Source organism: Azospirillum sp. A1-3, assembly GCF_023806445.1.
GTDB lineage: Bacteria > Pseudomonadota > Alphaproteobacteria > Azospirillales > Azospirillaceae > Azospirillum.
Genome location: NZ_JAMSLU010000001.1, coordinates 1,187,617 through 1,211,306, shown reverse-complemented (window position 1 = coordinate 1,211,306; position 23,690 = coordinate 1,187,617). Strand labels below are relative to the sequence as shown.

27 protein-coding genes are annotated in these 23,690 nt (G+C 67.1%); 17 read left to right on the top strand and 10 right to left on the bottom strand.

Going from position 1 to position 23,690, the window contains the following annotated elements; all coding sequences use genetic code 11:
- Window positions 1-10: 10 nt before the first annotated feature.
- Both M5E06_RS05755 and cysQ read right to left on the bottom strand, forming a co-directional pair.
- Window positions 11-844, bottom strand: a complete 834-nt coding sequence (locus M5E06_RS05755; RefSeq protein ID WP_252137474.1) for a ferritin-like domain-containing protein — start codon at window positions 842-844, stop codon at window positions 11-13.
- Window positions 841-1,617: a 3'(2'),5'-bisphosphate nucleotidase CysQ gene (cysQ, locus tag M5E06_RS05750; protein ID WP_252137473.1), complete on the bottom strand. Its 777-nt coding sequence runs from the start codon at window positions 1,615-1,617 to the stop codon at window positions 841-843. The genes M5E06_RS05755 and cysQ overlap by 4 nt, the downstream gene beginning before the upstream one ends.
- 159 nt (window positions 1,618-1,776) lie before the next feature.
- Between cysQ and M5E06_RS05745 the strand changes: the two genes are divergently transcribed.
- Window positions 1,777-2,262: a GNAT family N-acetyltransferase gene (locus tag M5E06_RS05745; protein WP_252137472.1), complete on the top strand. Its 486-nt coding sequence runs from the start codon at window positions 1,777-1,779 to the stop codon at window positions 2,260-2,262.
- On the opposite strand, the gene M5E06_RS05740 is transcribed toward M5E06_RS05745, so the two are convergent.
- Window positions 2,259-2,957 (bottom strand): EAL domain-containing protein, encoded by a 699-nt coding sequence (locus M5E06_RS05740; protein WP_252137471.1) that lies wholly within the window; start codon window positions 2,955-2,957, stop codon window positions 2,259-2,261. The two genes, M5E06_RS05745 and M5E06_RS05740, sit on opposite strands and share 4 nt — an antisense overlap.
- 173 nt (window positions 2,958-3,130) lie before the next feature.
- Complete coding sequence (locus M5E06_RS05735) at window positions 3,131-5,467, bottom strand: xanthine dehydrogenase family protein molybdopterin-binding subunit (RefSeq protein ID WP_252137470.1); 2,337 nt, start codon at window positions 5,465-5,467, stop codon at window positions 3,131-3,133.
- 200 nt (window positions 5,468-5,667) lie between these two features.
- Here M5E06_RS05735 and M5E06_RS05730 point away from each other — a divergent pair, with 200 nt between their 5' ends.
- The 3 genes from M5E06_RS05730 (at window position 5,668) to M5E06_RS05720 (ending at window position 8,016) form a co-directional block, all read left to right on the top strand.
- Window positions 5,668-6,402 (top strand): SOS response-associated peptidase, encoded by a 735-nt coding sequence (locus tag M5E06_RS05730; protein ID WP_252137469.1) that lies wholly within the window; start codon window positions 5,668-5,670, stop codon window positions 6,400-6,402.
- Window positions 6,380-6,958: a thermonuclease family protein gene (locus M5E06_RS05725; RefSeq protein WP_252137468.1), complete on the top strand. Its 579-nt coding sequence runs from the start codon at window positions 6,380-6,382 to the stop codon at window positions 6,956-6,958. Before M5E06_RS05730 ends, M5E06_RS05725 begins: the two co-directional genes overlap by 23 nt.
- A gap of 257 nt (window positions 6,959-7,215) precedes the next feature.
- Window positions 7,216-8,016 (top strand): PhyR family response regulator anti-anti-sigma factor, encoded by an 801-nt coding sequence (locus tag M5E06_RS05720; protein ID WP_252137467.1) that lies wholly within the window; start codon window positions 7,216-7,218, stop codon window positions 8,014-8,016.
- 109 nt (window positions 8,017-8,125) lie between these two features.
- On the opposite strand, the gene M5E06_RS05715 is transcribed toward M5E06_RS05720, so the two are convergent.
- Entirely contained in the window at window positions 8,126-8,383 is a 258-nt protein-coding gene (locus M5E06_RS05715; protein ID WP_085089454.1) for a GlsB/YeaQ/YmgE family stress response membrane protein, read from the bottom strand.
- A 213-nt stretch (window positions 8,384-8,596) separates the two neighbouring features.
- On the opposite strand from M5E06_RS05715, the gene M5E06_RS05710 reads away from it, so the two are divergent.
- Window positions 8,597-9,037 carry a hypothetical protein gene (locus tag M5E06_RS05710; protein WP_109151042.1) on the top strand — a complete coding sequence of 147 codons (441 nt, stop codon included), beginning with the start codon at window positions 8,597-8,599 and terminating at the stop codon, window positions 9,035-9,037.
- A 113-nt stretch (window positions 9,038-9,150) separates the two neighbouring features.
- Here M5E06_RS05710 and rpe read toward each other — a convergent pair whose 3' ends face one another.
- Window positions 9,151-9,804 (bottom strand): ribulose-phosphate 3-epimerase, encoded by a 654-nt coding sequence (rpe, locus tag M5E06_RS05705; RefSeq protein ID WP_109151041.1) that lies wholly within the window; start codon window positions 9,802-9,804, stop codon window positions 9,151-9,153.
- A 218-nt stretch (window positions 9,805-10,022) separates the two neighbouring features.
- Between rpe and modA the strand changes: the two genes are divergently transcribed.
- From modA to modC, 3 genes are read left to right on the top strand one after another with little or no spacing between them, the layout of a single operon-like run.
- Window positions 10,023-10,832 carry a molybdate ABC transporter substrate-binding protein gene (gene modA / locus M5E06_RS05700; protein ID WP_252137466.1) on the top strand — a complete coding sequence of 270 codons (810 nt, stop codon included), beginning with the start codon at window positions 10,023-10,025 and terminating at the stop codon, window positions 10,830-10,832.
- A gap of 10 nt (window positions 10,833-10,842) precedes the next feature.
- Entirely contained in the window at window positions 10,843-11,538 is a 696-nt protein-coding gene (gene modB, locus M5E06_RS05695; RefSeq protein WP_109075429.1) for a molybdate ABC transporter permease subunit, read from the top strand.
- 2 nt (window positions 11,539-11,540) lie between these two features.
- On the top strand, window positions 11,541-12,662 hold the full coding sequence (modC, locus tag M5E06_RS05690; RefSeq protein ID WP_252137465.1) for a molybdenum ABC transporter ATP-binding protein: 1,122 nt from the start codon (window positions 11,541-11,543) through the stop codon (window positions 12,660-12,662).
- A gap of 19 nt (window positions 12,663-12,681) precedes the next feature.
- Here the strand turns inward: modC and M5E06_RS05685 are convergent, their stop codons facing one another.
- Entirely contained in the window at window positions 12,682-12,990 is a 309-nt protein-coding gene (locus M5E06_RS05685; protein ID WP_109151038.1) for a hypothetical protein, read from the bottom strand.
- A 358-nt stretch (window positions 12,991-13,348) separates the two neighbouring features.
- Between M5E06_RS05685 and M5E06_RS05680 the strand changes: the two genes are divergently transcribed.
- From M5E06_RS05680 to M5E06_RS05640, 9 genes are all read left to right on the top strand, one after another.
- Window positions 13,349-13,720, top strand: a complete 372-nt coding sequence (locus M5E06_RS05680; RefSeq protein WP_252137464.1) for an FtsB family cell division protein — start codon at window positions 13,349-13,351, stop codon at window positions 13,718-13,720.
- 194 nt (window positions 13,721-13,914) lie between these two features.
- Window positions 13,915-14,934 carry a pyruvate dehydrogenase (acetyl-transferring) E1 component subunit alpha gene (gene pdhA / locus M5E06_RS05675; RefSeq protein WP_109151037.1) on the top strand — a complete coding sequence of 340 codons (1,020 nt, stop codon included), beginning with the start codon at window positions 13,915-13,917 and terminating at the stop codon, window positions 14,932-14,934.
- A 118-nt stretch (window positions 14,935-15,052) separates the two neighbouring features.
- Window positions 15,053-16,456 carry a pyruvate dehydrogenase complex E1 component subunit beta gene (locus tag M5E06_RS05670; RefSeq protein ID WP_252137463.1) on the top strand — a complete coding sequence of 468 codons (1,404 nt, stop codon included), beginning with the start codon at window positions 15,053-15,055 and terminating at the stop codon, window positions 16,454-16,456.
- Between the two features lie 16 nt (window positions 16,457-16,472).
- On the top strand, window positions 16,473-17,810 hold the full coding sequence (locus tag M5E06_RS05665; protein ID WP_252137462.1) for a pyruvate dehydrogenase complex dihydrolipoamide acetyltransferase: 1,338 nt from the start codon (window positions 16,473-16,475) through the stop codon (window positions 17,808-17,810).
- Window positions 17,811-17,830: 20 nt separating this feature from the next.
- The gene (locus M5E06_RS05660; RefSeq protein ID WP_252137461.1) at window positions 17,831-18,133 is read left to right on the top strand and encodes a chorismate mutase; all 303 of its coding nucleotides are present in this window, start codon (window positions 17,831-17,833) and stop codon (window positions 18,131-18,133) included.
- A 15-nt stretch (window positions 18,134-18,148) separates the two neighbouring features.
- The gene (gene lpdA, locus M5E06_RS05655; RefSeq protein WP_252137460.1) at window positions 18,149-19,546 is read left to right on the top strand and encodes a dihydrolipoyl dehydrogenase; all 1,398 of its coding nucleotides are present in this window, start codon (window positions 18,149-18,151) and stop codon (window positions 19,544-19,546) included.
- A 43-nt stretch (window positions 19,547-19,589) separates the two neighbouring features.
- Window positions 19,590-20,075, top strand: a complete 486-nt coding sequence (locus tag M5E06_RS05650; protein WP_252137459.1) for a DUF29 domain-containing protein — start codon at window positions 19,590-19,592, stop codon at window positions 20,073-20,075.
- A gap of 62 nt (window positions 20,076-20,137) precedes the next feature.
- Window positions 20,138-21,094, top strand: a complete 957-nt coding sequence (lipA, locus tag M5E06_RS05645; protein WP_109151032.1) for a lipoyl synthase — start codon at window positions 20,138-20,140, stop codon at window positions 21,092-21,094.
- A gap of 35 nt (window positions 21,095-21,129) precedes the next feature.
- Entirely contained in the window at window positions 21,130-21,585 is a 456-nt protein-coding gene (locus M5E06_RS05640) for a type II toxin-antitoxin system RatA family toxin (protein WP_109151031.1), read from the top strand.
- Between the two features lie 27 nt (window positions 21,586-21,612).
- Here M5E06_RS05640 and M5E06_RS05635 read toward each other — a convergent pair whose 3' ends face one another.
- The 3 genes from M5E06_RS05635 to M5E06_RS05625 are packed head-to-tail and all read right to left on the bottom strand — an operon-like array spanning window position 21,613 to window position 23,556.
- Window positions 21,613-21,801, bottom strand: a complete 189-nt coding sequence (locus M5E06_RS05635) for a 4-oxalocrotonate tautomerase (RefSeq protein ID WP_098739878.1) — start codon at window positions 21,799-21,801, stop codon at window positions 21,613-21,615.
- Window positions 21,802-21,843: 42 nt separating this feature from the next.
- Window positions 21,844-22,347 (bottom strand): CinA family protein, encoded by a 504-nt coding sequence (locus M5E06_RS05630; protein WP_109151030.1) that lies wholly within the window; start codon window positions 22,345-22,347, stop codon window positions 21,844-21,846.
- A gap of 36 nt (window positions 22,348-22,383) precedes the next feature.
- The gene (locus M5E06_RS05625; protein ID WP_252137458.1) at window positions 22,384-23,556 is read right to left on the bottom strand and encodes a bifunctional 2-C-methyl-D-erythritol 4-phosphate cytidylyltransferase/2-C-methyl-D-erythritol 2,4-cyclodiphosphate synthase; all 1,173 of its coding nucleotides are present in this window, start codon (window positions 23,554-23,556) and stop codon (window positions 22,384-22,386) included.
- Window positions 23,557-23,690: the final 134 nt, after the last annotated feature.

Here is a 23,690-nt window from a genome sequence, read left to right as displayed (position 1 = left end):
GTCCAGCGCCTTACCGGGTTTCCGGCCTGCGGTCAATTTCCGGTGTGATCGGCTCGTAATATTCCGGGCCGAAGCCGGCCAACTGGCGGCTGGCGGTGTTGAAGGGGCGCTTCAGCCCGCCGCGGAAATGGCGGCCGACCAGATCCTGCCAGAAGGCGACCGGTTCCGCCCCGCGGTCGGTACAGAGATGGACGAACCAGCGTCGGCCGGCGGCGACGTGGCTGATTTCCTCATCATGGATGGTCTGCAGCAGGTCGGCGCTCTCGGCATCGCCGAAGTCGCGCAGGCGGCGCACCGTCTCGGGGGTGACGTCCAGGCCGCGCGCCTCCAGCACCATCGGCACCACCGCCAGCCGGGCGGCGAGGTCGTGGGCGGTTTCCGTCGCGGCCTGCCACAGCCCGTCATGGGCGGGCAGGTCGCCATAGGACGAACCGAGAGCGTTCAGACGGGTTTCCAGCATCTGGAAATGCCGAGCCTCGTCGTCGGCCACCTGGACCCAGTCGTCGGTGAAGCCCTTCGGCAGGCCGAGATGCGCGAATCGGGCGACGATGTCCCAGGCGAGGTCGATGGCGTTCAGCTCGATATGGGCCAGCGCATGCAGCAGGGCGATGCGGTTCTGCGCGCTGCCGCCGCGCCCGCGCTTGGGCATGTCGCGCGGCAGCTTCAGCTCCGGCCGGTCGGGGCGGGCGGGGCGGTCGGGCGGCGGGGCCGGCACGTCGGGCGACAGCAGGCCGTCGCGCCATGCGGCGGCATGAAGGCGGGTCAGGCGCACTTTCTCCAGCGGCGCCGCGGTGGTCAGCACCGCGGTCGCCGCCTCACCCAGGCACGAAACGGAAGAGGTCATTTCCAGCCGTAGGCGACGAAGTGCGGGTTGAGGATGTCGTCCTTGCCATAGACCAGCGGCGAGCCGTCCGGCTGCTCCACCCGGCCGCCGGCGCCGATCAGCACGGCGTGACCGGCGGCGGTGTCCCACTCGCTGGTCGGTCCGAAGCGGGGGTAGAGGTCGGCCTTGCCGCTCGCCACCGTGCAGAATTTCAGCGAGCTGCCGCAGGACACCCGGTCCTTGACCGTGTACTTGCCAAGGAAGTCGTCCAGCACCGACCCGTTGCCGTGGGAGCGGCTGGCGACGACGGTCAGCCCGTCGGCCGGCGGGTTGCGGACGGCGATGGGGTGGTCGTGGCGGCCCTCCGCGCAATGGACGGCGGTGCCGGGGCCGGCCGCGGCGTACATGTCGCCGGTGGCGGGCGCATAGACGACGCCCAGGACCGGGGCGCCGTTCTCGACCAGGGCGATGTTCACCGTAAACTCGCCGTTGCGGGAGATGAATTCCTTCGTGCCGTCGAGCGGATCGACCAGCCAGAAACGGCCGCCGGAGATGTCGGGCTTGTGGCCCGCGGACATCGCCTCTTCCGCGACGACGGGCACGCCCGGCAGCAGGTGGTGCAACGCCGGGACGATCACCGCCTCCGCCGCTTGGTCGGCCTGCGTGACCGGGCTGCCGTCGACCTTGGTGGCGACGTCGATGCCGTCGTTGTAGAAGCGCAGGATGACCTGACCGGCCTCGTGGGCGATGGTGCGGACCGTCGGCAGCAGGCTCGCCACAGCGGCATCGGGCATGGGGTAATCTCCCTATGGTATGAAGAGTCAGCATATCCTGCCCGAAGGCGGGCCGGAAGCTCTTGAACGGGTGTGGAACGGAGAAGGCGGATGACGGCCGGGGAATTGTCGGACATCGGGCGGACTAAGGGCCACGGCGCATCGGCCCTATGGCGTGCTATGACTGCCGCCGATCTGGACCGGATCCTCGCCATCGCGGACATCGTACATCCGGACTATCCGGAAGAACGCGGCGTGTTCGAGGAGAGGCTGGCGCTCTACCCCGCCGGCTGCCGTGTGGCCGAATGCCGCGGCGAAGCAATCGGCTACGGCGTCATGCATCCGGGCAGGCTGGGGGTGCCGCCGCCGCTCGACACGCCGTTGGGGGGGCTGCCGGCGGATGCGGACTGCTTGTACCTGCACGACATCGCGCTGCTGCCGGAGGCGCGCGGCACCGGGCTGGGGGCGGCGGTGCTGGGCTATGCCCATAGGCTGGCGGCGCAGGAAGGGTGGCGGTGGCTGGCGCTGACCTCGACGCCGGGTGCGCGGAGCTATTGGGACCGCGTCGGCTTCGCACCCTATGCGGATGGCGGGCCGGCGCTGGAGGCCAAGCTGGCGAGCTATGGCGGCGGGATGAGCTACATGACGGCGCCGGTCAGCCGCTAGGCCGCCAGCATCGCCATTTCCGGGTCGGTCACCACGGATTGGAAGGCCGGCTTGGCGAACAGGTAGCCCTGCATCAGGGTGACGCCCAGGTCGCGCAGGGTCTTGGCCTCGCCGACCGTCTCGATGCCCTCGGCGATGGGGGTGATGGCGAGATCCTCGCAAACCGCCAGGATGGCCTTGACGATGCTGCGCCGGGCGCGCTCCGTGTCGATGTTGCGGGTCAGCTCCATGTCCAGCTTGATGATGTCGGGCTGGAATTCGGCCAGCAGGTTCAGACCGGAATAGCCGGAGCCGAAATCGTCGATGGCGGTCAGGAAGCCCTGGCGCTTGTATTCGCTGAAGATGCTCTTCAGGTGGTCGTGGTCCACCACCCGCTCGTTCTCCGTCACTTCGAAGATGATGCGGTCGGTGGGGAAGCCGGTGCGGCGGGCGGCGGCCAGCGTAGCCTTGATGCAGGCCTCCGCCTTGTAGACGGCGTTGGGCAGGAAGTTGATGGACAGGCGGGCGCCGTTCATCGGCAGGGAGGAGGCCAACTCGATCGCCTTGATGCGGCAGGACTGGTCGAAGGCGTAGCGGGTTGCATCGGTAACCTGGCCAAGCACCCAGCCGGCACCCTGGCCCTGGGTGCCGCGCACCAGCGCCTCATGCGCCCAGACACCGCCGCTGGCGACATCGACGATGGGCTGGAAAGCCATCGTGAAATCCAGATCGAGGCGGTCCGCACATTGACCGCCGCACCCACCGTCGCCAAACGCCATCGCCCTACCCCTGTCGGATCAAGAATTGCACTTTTAGGTAAGGAACAATGCCATGGATTTCATCAGACGGAGGTGTGGCAAGTGCCACACCTTCCGACTAGGACTTTCCCCTATTCCGCCGCCATGCGGGTCTCAGCGTTGCGGATTGCCGCCCACACCGATTCCGGCGTCGCCGGCATGTCGATGTGGGTGATGCCGAGGTCGGATAGCGCATCGACCACCGCGTTGATGATGGCCGGCGGTGCGCCGATGGCCCCGGCCTCGCCGGCGCCCTTCATGCCCAGCATGTTGGTGGTGCTGGGCACGCTGTTCAGCTTCACCTCGATCGGCGGCATGTCGACCGCCCGCGGCATCTGGTAGTCCATGAAGGAGCCGGACAGCAGCTGCCCGCTGTCGGGATCGAACACCACCCGCTCCTGCAGGGCCTGCCCCAGCCCCTGGGCCACGCCGCCATGGATCTGGCCGATCACCAGCATCGGGTTGATGACCGTGCCGAAATCGTCGACGACGCTGTAGCGCAGCACCTCGACGATGCCGGTGGTGGGGTCGATCTCCACCTCCGCGATGTGGCAGCCATTGGGGAAGGTGCTGGCCGGTGGGGTCCAGCGCGCCATCTCGGAGAAGGCGATGCCGCCGCCGCCGCCCGCCGCCGCCTTGGCCGCCACCTCCTTCAGCGAAACCGAGCGGTCGGTGCCGACGATGGTGAAGCGGCCGTCGGTGAACTCCACGTCGACCTCGGCGGTTTCCAGCAGGTCGGCGGCGACCGTGGTCGCGGCCTTCACCACCTTGGCCGCACCCTCCGCCAGCGCCGAGCCGCCGACCGGAACGGAACGCGAGCCTCCGGTGCCGGCGCCCCAACTGACGCGGTCGGTGTCGCCCTGCACCACCTCGACATCCTCCGGCGGGACGCCAAGCCGGTCGGCGAGGATCTGCTTGTAGGCCGTTTCGTGGCCCTGGCCGTTGGTCTGGGTGCCGATCATCAGCACCACCTTGCCGTCGCCATTGACCTGGACGGTCGCCTGCTCCGGCCCGCCGCCCGAGCACGCTTCGATGTAGGTGGATAGGCCGGCGCCGCGCAGCTTGCCGCGGGCCTTCGCCTCCGCCTTGCGGGCGGGCAGGCCGGCCATGTCGGCGAGGATCAGGCCGTCTTCCAGATTCTGGACGAACTCGCCGGTGTCATAGACCTGCCCCATCGGCGTGGCATAGGGCATGGCGGTCGGCGGAATGAAGTTGCGCCGCCGGATCTCCGCCGGGCCGAGGCCGGTGACGCGGCCGGCATGGTCGATCAGCCGTTCCAGCAGATAGGCCGCCTCCGGACGGCCGGCGCCGCGATAGGCGTCGACCGGCTGGGTATTGGTGAAGACGCCCTTCACCCGCACATAGACGGCCGGAGTCTTATAAGAGCCAACCAGCATCGCCGATCCGGCATCGGTCGGGATGAAGGGGCCGTAGTTGGAAAGATAGGCGCCGAGATTGGCGACGGTGTCGACCCGCAGGCCGAGGAAATAGCCGTCGGCGTCGAGCGCCAGCCGCGCCTTGCTGACATGGTCGCGGCCGTGGTCGTCGCTGATGAAGCCCTCGATCCGGTCAGCGGCCCATTTGACCGCGCGGTTCAGCCGGCGGGCGGCGAACAGGCAGGCGACATATTCCGGATAGTTGAACAGCTTCATGCCGAAGCCACCGCCGACGTCGGTGGTCAGCACGCGGATGCGCTGCTCGGGCTCGTTCAGGATCTTGGCGAACTGCTTCTGCAGGCCGTGGACGCCCTGGCTGGTAACGTAGATCAGCAGCCGGCCGGGGCCGCCGTCGGCCCCCGATTCGACACCGGCGACGCAGGCGCGACCTTCCATCGGATTGGCGACGACGCGGTTGTTGACCAGTTCCAGTTCCACCACGCGGTGGGCGCCGGCCAGTGCGGCCTCCACCGCCGCCTCGTCACCGGTATCCCAGTCGAAGCAGAGGTTGTTCGGCGCCTCGTCCCACACCAGCGGGCGGCCGGGCTCCAGCGCCGCCAGCGTGCCGGTGACGGGCTCGCGGTCCTCGTAATCGACCATCACCAGTTCGGCGGCCTCGCGCGCGGCCTCCAGCGTTTCGGCCACCACCATGGCGACCGGATCGCCAACATGGCGGGCGAAGCCGCGGACCAGCGCCGGGCGCGGGGTGCGGACATAGTTCGACCCGTCGCGCTGCTTCAGCACCGCCTGACAGGGGATCATGCCGACATTTTCGGCGTCGAGATCGGCGATGGTGTAGACCGCCAGCACGCCGGGCTGGGCCAGCGCGTCCGAGGTGTCGATGGCGCCGATGGCGGCGAAGGCATGGGGCGAGCGGACGAAGGCCGCATAGGCCTGTCCGGGGAGAGACACGTCGTCGGTGTAGCGGCCGCCGCCGGTCAGCAGCCGGGCGTCTTCGGTGCGCGGAACCGCCTGTCCGATGCCGAACTTCATGGGTGAACTCCCGCCTTCCGGTTCGATGCGATTGTTGTGCCCCGCGAAGATAGGCCGGCTTAAGCGTCAGGGAAACCCCGACGGGCGACATGGGTGACGGTTGTCCGCTGCAAGGATTGTCGGCTGAACCCTCAAGAACCGGGGCAAACGGCTGGCGGAATGGACCTGCAAGGGCCATATTTTACCACATGTGTGGACGCATGCTTCTCACCACCCCGGTCAGCGAGGTCCAGCGCCTGTTCGGCGTGCCCGAACGGCCAAACCTGATGCCGCGGTGGAATATCGCCCCGACGCAGGACATCCCCGTCATCCGACGCGAGGAGGACGGCCGCCACCTGGCGATGGTCCGCTGGGGGCTGGTGCCGCCCTGGGCCGACGATCCCGCCATCGGCGGGCGGATGATCAACGCGCGCGGCGAATCGGTGGCCGACAAGCCGGCCTTCCGCGATGCCTTCCGCAAGCGCCGCTGCCTGGTCCCGCTGGACGGATTCTATGAATGGACCAGCGTGGGGGAGGGGGCGAAGCCGCGCAAGCAGGGCCACGTCATCCGCCGCCGCGACCGCGGCCTTTTCGCGCTGGCCGGTTTGTGGGAGCGCTGGCGCGGGCCGAAGGGGGCGCCGCCGCTCGATCCGCCTCTGGAAACCGCGACGGTGGTGACGACGGCGACCAACGCGACCCTGTCCTTCCTGCATGACCGCATGCCGGTGGTGCTCGACCCCGCCGACTGGGATGCATGGCTGGATCCGGCGACCCCGCTGCCGGTGCTGGAGGGGCTGATCCGCTCCGCGCCGGAAGAGTGGCTGGACGTGGTGCCGGTGGGGCCGAAGGTGAACAGCGTGCGCAACGACGACTGCTCCTGCCTGGATCCGCCGCAGGAAATCGTTCCGGCCAAGGCGAAGGACAAGCCGGGCGATGACCAGCCGAGCCTGTTCTGACGCGATGCTGATGGCGGTGCTGCTGGCGGTTCTGCTCGCCCTGGCGGGACCGGCCATGGCGCAGACCAATCAAACGGCCAAGGGGCAGGCGGCCAAGGGGCGCGGCCCCATCGCCAACACACCGGACCAGACCATCAAGGGCACCGCCATGGCGGTTGAGGGCGACCTGCTGACCATCAACGGCACGGCCGTCCGGCTGATGGGAATCGACGCGCCGGATCCGGGGCAGAAATGCAAGAACCGGTATGGCCACGAGTTGGACTGCTTCAAGGTCGCCACCGCCGTGCTCGCCAATATGGTGAAGGGTGAAGAGGTGACCTGCACCGTCACCGAACAGGACCGCACCGGCGAGAAGAAGGGCGAATGCCGTGTGCGCGGCGTCGATCTGGGGGCGGCGATGGTGTCGCGCGGCTGGGCCTTTCAATATGCCAGCCTGTCGCCGGCCTATCAGAAGGGCGAGGCCTATGCGCAGAGCAAGCGCATGGGGCTGTGGGCCGGGCAGGTGGAAAAGCCCTGGCAATGGCGAAGCCGGCAGCTTCGCGAGAACGCCAAGTGAGATGAACCAGCCCTTCGACAAATCGGATTCGGTCGGCTCTGATCCTTGGGGCTTGATCGTCGGTTGTCGGCGGGCACCCCCATTTCCCATTCGACCGCCACGCTGCCCATGATAGGATTCGTCGACGACGAAGGACGATCTCAAAATCTGGTTTATGGCCTGACACGATTCGGCAGGGTCGGCGCGTTTCCCCGTTGAACGGTTCGAGAGGCGCGATTCCAGTGCGGCAACTCCCGTCGGGGAGCGGAGTCACGGGTATGCTCGTTTACGAATGCGAATTGTTCGAGGTGGTTCCGGTGCTGCGCCGCTATGCGCGGGCACTGACCGGCACGACCGACCGTGGCGACGCGCTGGTGACCCGCTGTGTCGAGGCGGCGATGATGGCGCCCTCGCGCTTCGGTCTGGATCGTGGCAGCGACGGAGCGTTGCTGCCGATGTATGCGCTGCTCAACCTGCTGTTCGACCGGTCGGAGGATTTCGGCCCGGCCGGCCGGCCGCTTCCCTCGCCCCACCCCATCGAACGCGCCCTTACCGAACTGCCGGAGGTCGACCGCCGTCTGTATCTGCTGACCGCGCTGGAAGGGCTGAGCCTGCCGCAGGCGGCGAAAGTGCTGCAACTGCGGCCGGGTGAGGCGATCGAGAGGTTGAAGACCGCCCGTACGTGGGTGCGCGGCGCCATGATCCAGCGGGTGATGGTGGTGGAGGACAACGCCATCCTGGCGATGGAACTGGGGGCGCTGGTCGCCGAGATGGGGCATGTCGTCTGCGGCACCGCCGGCAACGAGCCGGAGGCGCTCGCCCTGATGAAGGCGGAAAAGCCGACGCTGGCCCTGCTGGACGTCCGGCTGGCCGATGGCGGCAGCGGGATCGAGATCGCGCGGCGGTTGAAGCGCGTGCGTGAACTGCGCACCATCTTCGTCACCGCCTTCGACGATGACATCGAGGCCGGCGACGCCCGCCATCTGGGGCAGATCGTCCGCAAGCCCTTTACCAATGCCGGAATCCAGGCCGCCATCTCCCGCGCCATCTTCATGCCGCAGCCGGTGGCGCTGGCTTGATCCGCTCCGGAATGAAAAAGGGACCGCCGGCCGTCCGGTGGTCCCCTTATCTTGTCTGGCTATGTCTTGTCCGGCTTTCAGGCAAGCCGGCGTGTTCCGCTGCCGCCGCTTAGACCGTCGTCCGGCGGCCGGCGATCATGCGGTAGATGGCGAGAATGATGATCGCGCCGACGATGGCGCCGATGAAGCCCGCTCCCTCGCCCGGCCGGTACCAGCCGACGGCGGCACCCAGATACGTCGCGACGAAAGCGCCGGCGATGCCCAGCAGGGTGGTGATGATGAAGCCGCCCGGATCGCGACCCGGCATCAGGAACTTGGCGACGATGCCGGCGAGAAAGCCGATGATGATCGTCCAGAGAATGCCCATGGTGTTTTCCCTTCCGTTGCGGGACCGTCTTCCCATGCCCAATAACGGGCAGAGACGCATTTGGTTCTCGCCGATGCGTGATCTTTTAGGGTGCCTCGCCTTCGGGTATCCGAAACCCGACCGGGAACCTTTCCGGTGCCGGCCATGTTCTTCGCATCACGTTTCCGACGCTGCACTGCGGTGCCGCCACGGACGACTGTTAGGAGATGCGTTATGAACAAGACCTTCATTTTCACCGCTGTGGGTGCCGTTCTGCTGTCGACCGGCGCGATGGCCCAGGTGGCCGGTTCCGCGACGACGCCGCAGGCCGGCTCCAGCTACACGATGGGCTCGACGACCGGCGTGCCGCCGCTGAGCGCGCCGGCCCGCGGCCTGCCGTTGACCGACACCGCGCAGGGCGGCAAGGTCGTCGTGCTGGGCGAGAGCATCGGCGAACGCCAACTGGCCGAACGGCAGCGGGCGGAGAGCATGACCCCGCCCGTCACCTATTCCGGGTCGAGCGCCGGGACCTACGGCTACAGCAACTCCGGTTCGAGCTATACGGCTCCCAGCTATGCCGCTCCGAGCTATTCCGGCACCGGATCGCAGACGGAAGGCAACATGAGCACGCGCGGCATGAATGGCGGCGCGCCCTATACGCCGCCGACCCGCTGACGAGAGCTGTGGCCGGTCTGTAACCATTCCGGCCTGAATCGAAGCGGCCCCGCAACGCTCCTCCCATCCGGGGGAGCATTGCGGGGCCGTTGACGTTTATTCGAACTGTTCGCTCAGCGCAGCGCGCGGATGTTGGCGGCATACTGGTCCGGACCGCCGGTGAAGGTGGCGGTGCCGGCCACCAGCACGTCGGCGCCCGCCTCGATCGCCAGACGGGCGGTCTCCGGGTTGATGCCGCCGTCCACCTCGAGGTCGATCTGCTTGCCGAGCGCGTCGATGCGGGCGCGCAGGTCACGGATCTTCGGAAGCTGGCTCTTGATGAAGCTCTGGCCGCCGAAGCCGGGGTTCACCGTCATCACCAGCACGAGGTCGATGTCCTCCAGCACATGCTGGATGGCGTCCACCGGGGTGGCCGGGTTCAGCGAGACGCCGGCCTTCTTACCCAGCGACTTGATCAGCTGGATGGTGCGGTGCAGGTGCGGACCGGCCTCCGGATGGACGGTGATGATGTCGGCGCCGGCCTTGGCGAAGTCCGGAATGAACAGATCCACCGGCGAGATCATCAGGTGGACGTCGAAAACCTTGGCGGTGTGCGGACGCAGCGCCTTCACCACGCCCGGCCCGATGGTGAGGTTGGGCACGAAATGGCCGTCCATCACGTCGATGTGGATGTAGTCGGCGCCGGCGGCGTCGACCGCGCGGACCTCCTCGCCCAGCCGGGCGAAATCGGCGGAGAGAATCGAGGGGGAAATCTTCACGGCGCGCATGGGGCTTTCCTGGTGCGGGAGGGGGAGCGGGGAGCGATTATGGAACTGGTCCGATCAGCCGCACTTCCTATCACGGGGCCGCGACGCAAGTCATGACATGATGTGGATGGCCGCCATGCCTCCATGGTGCGGATTGCACCGTTTACGCTTTACCGCAACCGCGAAGCGTTGTATCCGTTGGAATATAGGTGGAGCGACGCATTCGGCAGGAGGTGGCGATGGTCGGTTTGAATGGGACGTTCGGGCGCCGCGGATTCACGGCGGCGGTTTCGGCCGTCGTGCTGGGCATCGGACTGACGGTCGCGGCACCGGCGGCGATGGCGCAGGACGTGCTGGTTTTGGCGGCGGCCTCGACCAAGAATGCGGTCGAGAAACTGGCGTCGCAGTTCAAGGCGAAGAACGGAACCGCCGTGACATCCTCTTTCGCCGCCTCGTCGGCGCTGGCCAAGCAGATCGAGAATGGCGCGCCGGCGGACATCTTCATCTCCGCCGATCTCGACTGGATGGATTATCTGCAGAAGCGCGATCTCATCAAGACCGACAGCCGGGTGAACTTGCTGGGCAACGAACTGGTGGCGGTGGTGCCGAAGGGCTCGACCCTGAAGCCGGACCTGTCCAAGGGCGGCAAGCTGGCGGACCAGTTGGGCGACGGGCGGCTTGCCACCGGTGACCCGTCGAACGTTCCGGTCGGGAAGTACGCCAAGGCGGCGTTGGAGACGCTGGGGCAATGGACGGCGGTCGAACCGAAGCTCGCGCGGGCCGACAGCGTGCGCGCCGCGCTGGTGCTGGTCAGCCGGGGCGAGGTGCCGCTGGGCATCGTCTATCGCACCGACGCCGCCATCGATCCGGGGGTGGAGGTCGCCGCTGCCTTCCCGCCCGACAGCTATCCGGCGATCACCTATCCGGCGGCTCTGGTGGCGTCGTCGAAAAGTTCTGCGGCGGTGGCCTTCCTCGACTACATGAAATCGCCGGATGGCATGGCGGTGTGGAAGGAATTCGGCTTCGTTCCGGCACCCAAGGCACCGTAAGCTCTGCCGCATGGAACTCCTGACGCCGATGGAAACCACCGCGTTGCTGCTGAGCCTGCGTGTCGCGGGCGTCGCCATCGCGTTGGGTTTGCCGGTGGCCGTGCTCGCCGCCTGGGTGCTCGGCCGTTATTCCTTTCCGGGCAAGACGCTGGTCGATGGGCTGGTCCATCTGCCGCTGGTCCTGCCGCCCGTGGTCACCGGTTATATCCTGCTGGTGACGATGGGAACCAAGGGGGTGGTCGGCGGCTGGCTCTACCAGACCTTCGGCATCAAGCTGATCTTCACGGCGGAGGGGGCGTCGCTGGCGGTGGCGGTGACCTCCTTTCCGCTGATGGTGCGGGCGATCCGCCTGTCGGTGGAGGCCATCGACGGCGGGCTGGAGGCGGCGGCGCGCACGCTGGGCGCCGGGCCGGTCGATCGCTTCTTCACCATCCTGCTGCCGCTGATGGCGCCGGGCTTGCTGTCCGGCGCCATCGTCGCCTTCGCCGCGGCGATGGGGGAGTTCGGGGCGGTCATCACCTTCGTCTCCAACATCCCCGGCAAGACGCAGACGCTGCCGCTGGCGATCTACGCCGCGACGCAGGAACCGGGCGGCGACGCGGTTGCGGCGCGGCTGGCGACGATCTCCTTCGGCGTGGCGTTGCTGGCGCTGATGCTGTCGGAGTTTCTGGCGAACAGGGTCCGCCGCCTGATCGGGCAGGTCTGACCATGCTGGACCTGCACATCCGCCAGACACTGGGGGCCTTCACGCTTGACATCGCCTTCACCGCGGAGGAACGCGGGGTGACGGCTCTGTTCGGCCGCTCGGGCTCCGGCAAAACCTCGGTTATCAATGCGATCGCCGGACTGACCCGGCCCGATGCCGGTCATATCCGCGTCGGCGACACTGTGTTCTTCGACAGCGCCCGGCGCATCGACATGCCGGTGGAGAAGCGGCGCATCGGCTATGTATTCCAAGAGTCGCGGCTGTTCCCGCACATGACTGTGCGCAGCAACCTGGAATACGGACTGCGTCGTGTGCCCGCCGGAGAGCGGCGGATCGCTTTCACGCCGGTGGTGGAGTTGCTGGGCCTGGGCCATCTGCTGGACCGCCGGCCTCGTGGCTTGTCCGGCGGTGAGAAGCAGCGGGTCGCTTTCGGCCGCGCCTTGCTCGCACAGCCGCGCCTGCTGCTGATGGACGAGCCGATGGCCTCGCTCGATGCCGCCCGCAAGGCGGAGATCATGCCCTACATCGAGCGGCTGCGCGACGAGATGAACATCCCCATCGTCCTGGTCAGCCACGCGCTGGACGAGGTGGTGCGGCTCGCCACCACGATGGTGCTGATCGCGGAGGGCAGGGTGCGCGCCGCCGGACCAGTGGGCGCGGTGATGGGCCGGCTCGACCTGTCGGCGGTGACCGGCGCGCATGATGCCGGTGCGGTGCTGGACCTGACGGTCGAGCGCCATGTTCCAGAGGATGGGCTGTCGGTGCTGGCTTTCGACGGCGGGCGCCTGACGGTGCCGCAGATCGACCGGCCGCCCGGCACGGCGGTGCGGCTGCACATCCATGCCCGCGACGTCATCATCGCTTTACAGCAGCCGAGCGGCGTCAGCCTGCGCAACGCGCTGACCGCAACCGTCGCGGAGGTAGCGGAGTCCGGCCCGTCGTCGGCCGACGTGCGGCTGGCGGTGGGCGGCTCCTTTCTGATCGCGCGAATCACGCGGGCGGCCGTTCGTGAACTGGAACTGAACCCCGGCCGCCCGGTGGTGGCGCTGGTCAAGGGTATCGCCTTCGAGCCCGACAGCAGCGGCGAGGCATCGGACCGGCGGAGGCGGGTGGTGGACGTGTGACCGTCCACCATGTCCGACCTTACTGACCGCCCGAGGGAGTCGAGGTGCCGGTGCTGGCGCCGCCGCCGGCCGAACCGCCGGCCGTCGAGCCACCCGGCACCGTACGAGTGGCGCCGCTGGTCTCGTTCATCGAATTGCCCGACGTGCCGCCCTGCACCGGTACGCCGGTCGAGGGCGGCGGGACGGTGGTGGATCCGCTGCTCGACCCGCTGCTGGTGGTCGGGCTGCTCTGGTTCGACGCGTTGGAATTCTGGGCGTTTTGGTCGTCGCAGGCCGCCAGACCCAGAAGCAGGGCGGGCAGGGCCACGATCAGAAACTTGCTGCGCATGGGGTATCGCTCCTCAGCCAGTTGGCGGCGCCATCGGCGGGACCGGAGTTGCGAAGACGCAATGGACTCGGACCCGGACACAACGGCACCGTGTGGGTCCAAACACGCCACCGTCGGTTTCATTCCATGCACCTTCGCTCTATGCCGGGTGGATGGCTGTACCGATGAGCGGGAGCGTCGCCCGGCGGGACATCCGATTACCGACGAGAACTTTACAGGAACATCCTGTCGACTTGTGGCTTGGGCGTGACGGATACCCATTACTGGGTTGCGCAAAGATCACGAAGCTTTTGCGACTTGGCTGTTCCATCTTTTTCGTTTGACCGGTGGAAAGCCGCTGTGATTCCATCGTGCCACCATGACGATGATCGCCGACCTCACCGACACGCTCGCCCGCGCCGCCAAAAGCGCGCTCCGCCAAGCAATCATGCCGGCGCTGTGCGCCTGCGTGGTCGCCTACTTCGCCTACTACGCGATCCATGGTGATCGCGGACTGGTGGCGATGAAGCAGATCCAGGGGGAAATCGCCCAGGCGGAGGATGTGCTGAACCAGCTCCGCACCGAGCGGGAAGACATGGAACGGCGCGCCCAACTGCTGCGCGGCGACGGTCTTGACCGCGACATGCTGGAGGAGCGGGCGCGGCTGATGCTGAATTTCGCCAGCCCGCGCGACGTCATCGTCAAGCTTCCCAAACTGGCCGATCCGGAAGGGGCGAGCCAGCAGAAGTAAGGGGATATCAGCCGATTAACCGAATCGCGGTTAATCTGAAATAGCGCTGCAAAAACAGACGTTTGCGCAGACCCAGAAGCTCGTGTAGTGTGCGCGCCATATTCGCTTCCGGTGCGGGCTCTCGCATGCCCGCAACGCGCGGCGGCAAAAGGTGTTGTCAAAGACCTTTGCCGCTTGAACCCTGGGGAGGAATCATGGCCGCGTCCCGACGCCGTTCCACCAAGGCGCAGACCGACACCGCGCCCGCTCAAGCCGTCTCTTCCGAAGAGCTTCTTCATTACTATCGCGAGATGCTGCTGATCCGCCGCTTCGAAGAGAAGGCGGGCCAGCTGTACGGCATGGGCCTGATCGGCGGCTTCTGCCATCTCTACATCGGCCAGGAAGCCGTCGTCGTCGGCGTGCAGGCGGCCCTGAAAGAGGGCGACGACGTCATCACCAGCTACCGTGACCATGGCCACATGCTGGCCTGCGGCATGGAAGCCAAGGGCGTGATGGCCGAGCTGACCGGCCGCATTGGGGGCTACTCCAAGGGCAAGGGCGGCTCGATGCACATGTTCAGCCGCGAAAAGAACTTCTACGGCGGCCACGGCATCGTCGGCGGCCAGGTTCCGCTCGGCACCGGTCTGGCCTTCTCGCACAAGTACCTCAATGACGGCGGCGTCTCCGCGGTCTATTGCGGCGACGGCGCCATCAACCAGGGCCAGGTGTACGAGAGCTTCAACATGGCGGCGCTGTGGAAGCTGCCGGTGCTGTTCGTCATCGAGAACAACAAGTACGCCATGGGCACCTCGCAGGAGCGCGCCTCGGCCGGTGAACTGCATCAGCGCGGCGCCGCCTACGGCATCCCGGGCTATCAGGTCAACGGGATGGACGTGCTGGAGGTGAAGGCCGCCGCCGACCAGTGGGTGAACTACATCCGCGAAGGCAACGGCCCGGTCATCCTGGAGATGAAGACCTACCGCTACCGCGGCCACTCCATGTCCGATCCGGCCAAGTACCGGACGAAGGAGGAGGTCGAGAAGATGCGGTCGGAGTCCGATCCCATCGACCAGCTGAAGTCGAAGCTGCTGGCCGGCGGCCATGCCGACGAGGACAAGCTGAAGGAGATCGATCGCGCGGTGAAGGCGATCGTGACCGAATCGGCCGAGTTCGCGCAGCAGAGCCCCGAGCCCGATCCGTCGGAGCTGTGGACCGACATCCTGGTCGAGAGCTGACCGTCGATCCACCGTCTGGTCCTGACGTCAACGAAAAGCAGGAGCGGCGCCAGAGGGACGGGTTGCCCCCATAAATGGGAGCGGCAACCGGTTTCCCCGCGCCGCCGGAGGTTGAGGAATGCCGATCGAAGTGCTGATGCCGGCCCTGTCGCCCACCATGACCGAGGGCAAGCTGGCGAAATGGGTCAAGAAGGAAGGCGACACGGTGAAGTCCGGCGACGTGCTCGCCGAGATCGAGACCGACAAGGCCACCATGGAAGTCGAAGCGGTCGATGAAGGCCGCGTCGGCAAGATCCTGGTGCCCGAAGGCACCGACAATGTCGCGGTGAACACCCCCATCGCCATCCTGCTGGAAGAAGGCGAGGACGAGAGCGCGCTGTCCAAGGGCGGCAACGCCCCGGCCGCCGCCGCTCCGGCCAATGCCGCCCCGGCCTCGGAAGAGACCAAGGCCGCACCGTCGGCGGTCCAGGCTCCGGCCCCCACCGTGCCGGCCGCTCCGGTGTCGACCCCGGATTCGGACGAGGACAAGTTCTTCGCCAAGACGGTGAAGAAGACGGTCCGCGAAGCTCTGCGCGACGCGATGGCCGAGGAAATGCGCCGTGACGAGAAGGTCTTCGTCATGGGCGAGGAGGTCGCGCAGTACCAGGGCGCCTACAAGGTGACCCAGGGCCTGCTGCAGGAGTTCGGCGAGCGTCGTGTCATCGACACGCCCATCACCGAGATCGGCTTTGCCGGTCTGGGCGTCGGCGCCTCCTTCAAGGGGCTGAAGCCGATCGTCGAGTTCATGACCTTCAACTTCGCCATGCAGGCGATCGACCACATCATCAATTCCGCCGCCAAGACGCTGTACATGTCCGGCGGCCAGATGGGCAGCCCGATCGTCTTCCGCGGCCCGAACGGCGCCGCCGCCCGCGTCGCTGCCCAGCATTCGCAGTGCTATGCCTCGTGGTACGCCCACTGCCCGGGTCTGAAGGTGGTCTCGCCTTGGTCGGCGGCCGACGCCAAGGGCCTGCTGAAGGCGGCGATCCGCGATCCGAACCCGGTGGTCTTCCTGGAGAACGAGATTCTCTACGGCCAGAGCTTCGAGGTTCCGGAGGACGAGGAGTTCGTCCTGCCGATCGGCAAGGCCAAGATCGAGCGCGCCGGCAAGGACGTGACGATCACCGCCTTCTCGATCATGGTCGGCCATGCCCTGGCCGCCGCCGAGGAACTGGCGAAGGAAGGCATCGACGCGGAGGTCATCAACCTGCGCACGATCCGTCCGCTGGACACCGCCACCATCGTCAACAGCGTCAAGAAGACCAACCGCCTCGTCTCCGTCGAGGAAGGCTGGCCCTTCGCCGGCATCGGTTCCGAAATGTGCGCGCTGATGATGGAGCAGGCGTTCGACTATCTGGACGCGCCGGTGGCCCGCGTGGCCGGCCTGGACGTGCCGATGCCCTACGCCGCCAACCTGGAAAAGCTGGCGCTGCCGCAGGTCGCCGACATCGTCAAGGCCGCCAAGCAAGCCTGCTATCGTTGAGAGGAGGGCTGATAGGATGACCGTTCAGATTCTGATGCCCGCCCTCTCGCCCACGATGACCGAGGGCAACCTCGCCAAGTGGCTGAAGAAGGAAGGCGACACGGTGAAGTCCGGCGACGTGCTCGCCGAGATCGAAACCGACAAGGCCACCATGGAAGTCGAAGCGGTCGATGAAGGCCGCATCGGCAAGATCCTGATCCCGGCCGGCAGCCAGGGCGTCGCGGTGAACACCCCGATCGCCATCCTGTTGGAAGAGGGCGAGGACGAGAGCGCACTGGCCTCGGCCGGCTCCGCTCCCGCCCCGGCGCCTGCGCCCGCTGCTGCCGCTCCGGCCGCAGCACCGGCGCCGTCGGCCGCCCCGGCCGCCTCTGCTCCGGCCCCGGCCGCCGCTCCGGCGGCTGCCACTGGCGAGCGTGTGTTCGCCAGCCCGCTGGCGCGCCGCATCGCCGAACAGGCCGGCGTCGACCTGAAGTCGGTCAAGGGCACCGGCCCGCACGGCCGCATCGTCAAGGCCGACGTGGAGGCCGCCAAGGCCGCCGGTCCGGCCAAGGCTGCCGCCGCTCCGGCGGCTGCCCCGGCTCCTGCTGCCGCCGCACCGGCTCCCGCCGCCGCTCCGGCCCCGGCGAAGGCCGAGGGTGTGGATGCCAAGTCGCTCGCCGACAAGCTGGGCATGGCCTACACCGCCGTGCCGAACAGCGGCATGCGCAAGACCATCGCCAAGCGCCTGGGCGAGGTGAAGCGCACCGTCCCCGACTACTTCCTGACGGTCGATGTAGAGATCGACGCGCTGATGAAGGTCCGTGCCGAGCTGAACGGCCGGTCCGACGCCTACAAGCTGTCGGTGAACGACTTCATCATCCGCGCCGTGGCGCTGGCGCTGAAGAAGGTTCCGGCGCTGAACGCCGCCTGGACCGACGAGGCGATGCTGCAGTACAGCCACGCCGACATCTCGGTCGCCGTCGCCACCCCGACCGGGCTGATCACCCCGATCGTCAAGAAGGCGGAAACCAAGGGGCTGGCCGACATCTCCAACGAGATGAAGGCGCTGGCCAAGAAGGCGCGCGACAACGCGCTGAAGCCGGAAGAATATCAGGGCGGCACGATCTCCATCTCCAACCTGGGCATGATGGGGATCAAGCAGTTCCAGGCGATCATCAACCCGCCGCAGGCCTGCATCCTGGCGATCGGCGCCAGTGAGCAGCGCCCGGTGGTGAAGGACGGCGCGCTGGCCATCGCCACGGTGATGAGCCTGACCGGCACCTTCGATCACCGCGTCGCCGATGGCGCCGTCGGTGCGGAATTCCTTGCGGCGGTGAAGAAGCTGCTCGAGGATCCGCTCTCGATGCTGCTCTGATGGTTTGAGGATCCGGTTCCATGTCGAAAAGCCTTGCCCCGCTCCGCGCCGAAATCGACGCCATCGACGACGAACTCGTCGCGTTGCTGGGCAAGCGCCTGTCCGTCGTCCACCGCGTCGCCGCGGTGAAGAAGGCGGAGAACCTGCCGGCCGTGCTGCCCGACCGCGTCGAAGCGGTGAAACAGCGGGCGGCCGAGGCGGGGCTGGCGTACGGCCTGGATCCGGACTTCATGGCCACCCTGTACCAGACGATCATCGACGAGGCGTGCCGGGTCGAGGAAGGCATCTTTGCCGCCGGCCGCGAGGATGCGCCTCGCTCCTGAATGGGGAGAACACCCTTGGCCGACATGAATTACGACGTCATCGTCATCGGCGGCGGGCCGGGCGGTTACGTGGCGGCGATCCGCGCCGCGCAGCTGGGCCTGCACACCGCGGTCATCGAGCGTGAAAACCTGGGCGGCATCTGCCTGAACTGGGGCTGCATCCCGACCAAGGCGCTGCTGCGCTCGGCCGAGGTGCTGCATCTCGCCAAGCATGCCGCCGACTACGGCCTGGTCATCCAGAACCCGTCCTTCGACCTCGACAAGGTCGTCGCCCGGTCGCGCAAGGTCGCCGGGCAGCTGAACGGCGGCGTCAAACACCTGCTGAAGAAGAACAAGGTCGCGGTGATCGAAGGCTCTGCCAAGCTGCTCGGCAAGGGCACGGTGGCGGTGACCAAGGGCGAGGCCCCGGTCGGCACCTTCGGCGCCAAGCACATCATCATCGCCACCGGTGCGCGCGCCCGCACGCTGCCGGGGCTGGAGGATGACGGCAAGCTGGTCTGGACCTATCGCAAGGCGATGACGCCCGACAGCATGCCGAAGTCGCTGCTGGTGATCGGGTCCGGTGCCATCGGCATTGAATTTTCCAGCTTCTACAATGCCTTGGGCGCCAAAGTTACAGTGGTCGAGGTGATGGACCGCATCCTTCCGGTGGAGGATGAGGAAATCTCCGCAATGGCCCGGAAGGCCTTCGAAAAGCAGGGCATGCGCATCATCACCGGCGCCAAGGCCGGCAATTTGCGCAAGGCCGCCGACAGCGTGACCGTGGCCGTCGAGGCCGGCGGCAAGACCGAGGACATCACGGTCGACCGCGTCATTGTCGCCGTCGGCATCAGCCCGAACACCGAGGGGCTGGGGCTGGAGAACACCAAGGTCAAGACCGACCGCGGCCACATCCAGACCAACGGCATGTGCGAGACCGACGAGCCGGGCGTGTACGCCATCGGCGACGTGACCGGCGCCCCCTGGCTCGCCCACAAGGCCAGCCATGAAGGCGTGATCGTCGCCGAGCACATCGCCGGCAAGCACCCGCATGCGCTGAACGTCCGCAACATCCCGGGCTGCACCTACTCGCACCCGCAGATTGCGTCGGTCGGCCTGACGGAGAAGAAGGCGAAGGAAGCCGGCTACGACATCAAGGTCGGCCGTTTCCCCTTCGTCGGCAACGGCAAGGCCATCGCGCTCGGCGAGCCGGAAGGCCTGATCAAGACCATCTTCGACGCCAAGACCGGCGAGATGCTGGGCGCCCACATGATCGGCGCGGAAGTGACCGAGCTGATCCAGGGCTACGGCATCGCCAAGTCGTCGGAGCTGACCGAGGCCGAGCTGATGCACACGGTGTTCCCGCATCCGACCCTGTCGGAAATGATGCATGAGTCGGTCCTTGATGCCTATGGCCGGGCGATCCACTTTTAACTAAGATTTTCCGAGGTGACGTTTTTCCCCTTTGGACGGAGCCATGGACCGCAGCAGCGCCGCCTATGACGAGGATTTCTACGCCTGGACGCAAGCCCAGGCGCAGGAGCTTCGCCGTGCCGGCGCCGAGCGGAACAACGCCCCGGTCGACTGGGAGAACGTCGCCGAAGAGATCGAGAGCATGGGCCGCAGCCAGAAATCCGAGATCGACAGCCGTTTGCGGGTCCTGCTGACCCATCTGTTGAAGTGGCTGTTCTGTCCGGATCTGCGCGAGCGATGCGAACGCGGCTGGCGCCGGACGATCCGCGAGCAGCGCGACCGGCTGGTGGATGAGATCGCAGCCAGCCCAAGTTTGCGGCCCTACATTGCCGCTGTGTTCGACAAGACCTACCGCAAGGCCCGGCTGGATGCCGCCGACGAGGCGGATACCCCCGACGGGCATTTCCCGGTCGAGTCGCCTTTCACGCTTGACCAAGCGCTTGATCCGGCCTATCCGGCCGAACTGTTTCCGCCGGAATGGCGGGTTTGACATCCTCATCGCACCTATTGTCGGGGCCGGGGCATCGCGTCGGCCATCGGGAGCTTTAGACCATGACCCTCGTCGACCAGTCCGAGAAGCTGCGCCACCCCGAGAAGGCCCATAAGCCCGACAACCCGATCCAGCGCAAGCCGGCCTGGATCCGGGTCAAGGCGCCGATGAGCCAGGAATACAACGAGACCCGCCAGCTGATGCGCGGGCTGAAACTGAACACCGTGTGCGAGGAGGCCGCCTGCCCGAACATCGGGGAGTGCTGGAAGCACAAGCACGCCACCTTCATGATCCTGGGCTCCATCTGCACGCGCGGCTGCGCCTTCTGCAATGTGGAGACCGGGCGTCCCGATCTGCTGGACCCGCATGAGCCGGACAATGTGGCCGAGGCAGTGGGACAGCTGAAGTTGAGCCACGTCGTCATCACCTCGGTCGACCGCGACGATCTGGACGACGGCGGCGCCGAGCATTTCGCCCGCACCATCCGTGCCATCCGCGCCGCGTCGCCGACGACGACCATCGAGATCCTGACCCCCGATTTCCAGAAGAAGAAGGGTGCGGTCGAGGTGGTGGTGGAGGCAAAGCCCGACGTGTTCAACCACAATCTGGAAACTGCGCCGCGCCTCTATCCGACAATCCGTCCCGGTGCGCGCTATTTCGCCTCGCTGCAGCTGCTGGCGCGGGTGAAGGAGCTGGATCCGACGATCTTCACCAAGTCCGGCCTGATGGTCGGGCTGGGCGAGACGAAGGAGGAGATCGGGCAGGTTATGGACGATCTGCGCTCCGCCGATGTGGACTTTCTGACGATTGGGCAGTATCTCCAGCCCACGCCCAAGCATGCGGCGGTGGATCGTTTCGTGACTCCTGAGGAGTTCGACGGTTATTCCACTGTCGGCCGCGGCAAGGGCTTCCTGCTGGTGGCCTCGTCGCCGCTGACGCGCTCGTCCTATCATGCGGGCGCCGATTTCGAGAAGCTGCGCGAAGCCCGGCTGCGCAAGCTGGGGGTCGCGGCCGCCTGATCCAGGCGGTTCAATAGAAGGACACGGGTACGGGCATGCCGACGCACGCGGAAAAGAAGGTTCTTCCCTACACGCCCCAGCAGATGTACGACCTGGTCGCCGATGTGGAGAAGTATCCGGAGTTTCTGCCCTGGTGCCTGGCGGCCCGAATCCGCAAGCGCGAAGGCAATGTCATGTTCGCGGACCTGATCATCGGGTTCAAGATGGTCCGCGAACGCTTCACCTCTCGGGTGGAGCTGAGTGCGCCAGCCTGCCGGATCGACGTGCAGTACACCGACGGGCCGTTCCAGTATCTGAACAATCACTGGATCTTCAACGATCATCCCGGCGGCTGCTGCGTCGACTTCTTCGTCGATTTCGAGTTCCGCTCGAAGATGCTGCAGAAGATCATGGGCCTGCTGTTCAACGAGGCTGTCCGCCGCATGGTGCAGGCCTTTGAAACGCGTGCGGCCCAGCTTTATGGGCCGGGCCGGGTGACGCAGCCGGCCTGACGCCGGCCGGATAGAGGACGTGGTCGGTCAGCTCTTGTCCGACCACAGCTCCCCGCCGCTGGCCCAGTCGCTTTTCTTCACGTCCTGAAAGATGATGTCCACCGCCGAGGGCGAGCAGCCGAGGACCTTCACGGTCGCTTCGGTCAACGCCTTGGCGTATTCGCGTTTCTGTTCGACGGTGCGGCCTTCGAACAGCTGGATGTTGATGGTCGGCATCGGGTGATTTTCCTTCTCTGTAAATAGCTTGCCGGTGTTTGTTCAGCGCAGGCTTCCGGTCGGGCGGGCCAGCCGCAACCGCTCCAGCGCCGCCTGAACCGTCGCCATGCGCACGGCATCGCGGTCGCCGGGGAAGGTGTATTCCTTGGCCTTCGCCGCCCCGCCGCGCACGGCCGTTGCGACATAGACGCGGCCCACCGGCTTGGTCTCGGTCGCGCCGCCGGGGCCGGCGATGCCGGTCACCGCCACCGTCACGTCGGCCCGCGACTTCGCCAGCGCACCGACCGCCATGGCGACCGCCACCTCTGGGCTGACCGCGCCGTGGGCGTGCAACAGGCTGGCGGGAACGCCGAGCAGCTCGGTCTTGGCGATGTTGGTGTAGGTGACGAAGCCGCGGTCGACCACCTTCGACGAGCCGGCGATGTCGGTCAGCGCGCCGGCGATCAGGCCGCCGGTGCAGGATTCGGCGGTCGCCAGCATGAAACCGGCGAGGCCGTATTCGGCCAGCACCTGGGCGGCAAGCTCGCGGATGGGCTCGGGAAACATGACGGCCTCTCCCGGTTCTGATCGTTGAATTGGATGTTAGCCGGGGAGCCGGATGGTCGCCACCGCCTGCGCGGCGATGCCCTCGCGCCGGCCGGTGAAGCCCAGTTGCTCGGTGGTTGTCGCCTTGACGCTGACCCGGCCGACCTCGATGCCCAGGATTTGAGCAATGCGCTCGGCCATCGCGGCGCGGTGGGGGCCGACCTTCGGCCGCTCGCAGATGATGGTGACGTCGGCATGGGCGATGACGCCGCCGCGCTCCGCCACCAGATTGGCGGCGTGGCGCAGGAACTTGGCGCTGTCTGCACCGCGCCAGCGCGGATCGGTCGGCGGGAAGTGGCTGCCGATGTCGCCGGCGGCCAGCGCGCCGAGGATCGCGTCGGTCAGGGCATGCAGGCCGACATCGGCGTCGGAATGGCCTTCCAGCCCGTGGTCGTGCGGCACGCGCAGGCCGCAGAGCGTCACGAAATCGCCGTCGGTGAAGCGATGAACGTCAAATCCGCTGCCCGTGCGCACATCCCACAGGCTGCTCATGATCGCGCGGGTGGCGCGGGTCAGGTCGTCGGGGGTGGTCACCTTGAAATTGTCCTCCTTGGACGGCACCAACGCCACGGCCAGACCAACGCGCTCCGCCACCGCGGCGTCGTCGGTCAGCGACAGGCCGGCGGCGGCGCGGTGCGCCTCCAGAATGGCGGGAAAGCGGAAGCCCTGCGGGGTCTGCGCCCGCCAGAGCCCATCGCGGTCCACCGTGCCGGCAATGGCTCCGGCACTGCCGCGCTTGAGCGTGTCGGTGACCTGGACCGCGGCGATGGCGCCCGGCGTGGTCTCCAGCGCGCCGATCACCGCGCCGATGGTGGCCGCGTCGATCAGCGGACGGGCGGCATCGTGGATCAGCACGAGGTCGGCGGCGCCGTCGGCGGCGAGAGCCTCCAGCCCGTTGCGCACCGAGTCCTGACGGCTGGCGCCGCCGGCCACCGGGTCGGGCAGGCCAAGGCCTGCAACGGCGGCGTCATAAGCCTCGCGCCAGGTGGGGTCGATGACCACGCGCACGCCAGTGACCTGGGGGTGGCTGAGAAAGGCTTCCACCGTCCGGCGCATCACCGGCTTGCCGGCGAGGTCGAGATACTGCTTCGGCCGTTCGGCGCCGAACCGCTGGCCGGATCCGCCGGCGACGATCAGGGCAATGCAGGTGGGCGCGATGCAGGTGGGCATGAGGCAAACCGTAAGATATGATAGCCACTTGACGGAAACGTCGCGGAGCCTAGCCTGTCGCCGTGGTTCCGCCAAGTGCCGAGCCTTGCCGCCTGTTAAGCTCCGGACGATGTCCGGGGGCGGGCGGCATGATA